The organism is Pseudoalteromonas sp. SK18 (assembly GCF_001974855.1).
Classification (GTDB): domain Bacteria; phylum Pseudomonadota; class Gammaproteobacteria; order Enterobacterales; family Alteromonadaceae; genus Pseudoalteromonas.
Genome location: NZ_MTQB01000051.1, coordinates 1 through 2,258, shown reverse-complemented (window position 1 = coordinate 2,258; position 2,258 = coordinate 1). Strand labels below are relative to the sequence as shown.

Genomic DNA, 2,258 nt, shown 5'->3' with positions numbered 1-2,258 from the left:
ACGTCATTACTGGATGCATAGTCATATTTAAAGTGAGTTTAAAAAGTAACAACACTTGGTTTTTTGAATAAAAAGATCAAGAAAACACAGCTGCCTGCTTGACCGGAACTTTCTAATGGGTGACCCCTTTGGTTTTTAGTTCTGAGCTTTTTTCCTTTTAAATACAAAGCTAAAGGTAAAAGAATGATAAAAATCAAACTTGAGCCAACACCAAAAAATATCAAATTCATTATTTAATCAACACAGAATAAAAGCAGTCAATCTAAACAAAAATATGCCATAAAACCAAATGGGGTAACCCATTAGCTTTAGGTATTGGCTCAACATTTTGTTTTGCTAAGTTGAGTGCTTTGGCGCTATCTTAATTACACAACTATAACTATTACAAAAAAATTGGAATAAAAAGGAATGCACAAATGTTAAATATTACGGCAACACGTTTATCTAAACCTGCACTGTTAGTTTTCACCTGTTTACTGTTATTAATTGTATTAAGCTTTTCAAAAGTGTCCGTAGCTAAAGCAGCTGAACAATCTAAGCCTACAGCATTGGTTGGGGGGAGGCTTATTGATGGTTTTGGTCATCAGCCTATAGCAAACAGTGTAATACTGGTAAAAGACGGGCTCATCGAAAAAGTAGGCACTGTGGATACGCTGCCTGTTCCTGAAGGGTATAAAGTTGTGTCAACAGAAGGTATGGATGTACTTCCTGGTCTTTGGGAGAATCATGCGCATTTAATGCTCAATGGCCATGCCGACTATAAGCATTGGCATAAAGAATACACATCTAAACTTTCGAGCGAAATAATGCCCGCAAGTGCTGAGCAATTATTGCTGGCTGGCATAACCAGTGCGCGTGATTTAGGCGCCCCACTAGAAGATTCAATAACCATAAAAACGCAAATAGAAAACGGTGAAATACCCGGTCCGCGCTTGTACGTTTCTGGCCCTTTTTTACAACACAAGGCTTACCCAGGTACTGAATTTTATAGATGGGGCGTAGAAAATGTTAGAGATGCCAAAATAAAGGTTAACAAATTAGCTGATGCTGGCGTTGATATTATTAAACTAATTGACCACGATATGATGGAACTTGAAGTCGCTCAAGCAATTGTTGACCAAGCCCATGTGCGCAATCTAGTGGTTGTTGCTCATTCACATAAACCTGACGAAATTAGACGAGGTTTAGAAATTGGGGTAGATAACTTTGAGCACACAGGCCTTACCACAGCGCCAGAAATCCCGAACGATGTGGTAACCTTACTAAGAGAGCGCACTGCTAAGGGCCGCATTGCGGGCGGTCCACTTTTTTGGACACCCACAGTTGAAGGACTCTGGAATTATGAATTAACAGTTGCCAATCCAGAACGTTTAGACAGCAAGTGTTGGCACCGAGGTTTAGAGCAAAGTACTATTGATGATATTCGCAGCTCATTGAAAAATGTAGGAGAACTTGAATATATGCAACTAACACCTATGCGCAAACCCACCTTGAAACGTAAAATTCAACAATTAAAAGAATCTGGCGTGGTGCTACTGGTTGGCACAGACAGCGGAATACCCACTAAATTCCACTGCCAAAGTACGTGGAACGAGCTAGCAGTTTGGGTAAATGAAATGGGCATATCGGCAATGGACACAATTCGTGCAGCAACATATTGGCCGTCAGTATTAATGAAAGTGAATGATAAAACAGGTACGGTCAGCGAAGGGAAACATGCCGATATTATTGCTGTTAAAGGTGATGTATTACGTTATATTAATCTATTACAACATGTCGATTTAGTCATGAAGGACGGTAAAATTTATAAAAAAAACGGTAAGGCCACGGCTGATAAATAGAGTCTTTAATCGTTTACACTGCACTGATGCAACATATGTCGTAGCAGTGCAGTGTTTCACTATCTAATAATTATATTGTTGAATTGCTTGTACCGTGCGTTTACTTAAGTAAAAGTATTCAAGCGTGAAGTTTGGGAAGACAGTTAAAGGAGGGGTCAAAAAAGTATTTTCTCTTCTTCCACGATTCATTACATGATAAAACGCATTTTCATACTCTATTCGCAGCGGCCTAGACATAGTAATTCACTCAATGAGTAGTAAACTATAAATCTAGACCTTTGATGTCTGAAGTCAAGATTTGATAATCATATAGAAAGCTCCTCGAGTTTTTCGATACAGTTGTGTTGACCAAAACATAAACTGTATCTCGAGGAGCTTAGTATGAAACTATATGGTGGAATTGACTTGCATTCAAAT

General features: G+C 38.8%; 1 protein-coding gene. It reads left to right on the top strand.

Translation table 11 applies throughout. The features are described 5' to 3' along the window. The first annotated feature begins 416 nt into the window (after positions 1 to 416). Positions 417 to 1,841, top strand: coding sequence for an amidohydrolase family protein (locus tag BW139_RS18010; protein WP_076920570.1), 1,425 nt, complete (start codon positions 417 to 419; stop codon positions 1,839 to 1,841). Positions 1,842 to 2,258 lie beyond the last annotated feature (417 nt).

What these genes read in the sequence shown, in the direction of transcription:
- BW139_RS18010 (WP_076920570.1), top strand. Translation starts at nt 417, where the DNA reads ATGTTAAATATTACGGCAACACGTTTATCTAAACCTGCACTGTTAGTT.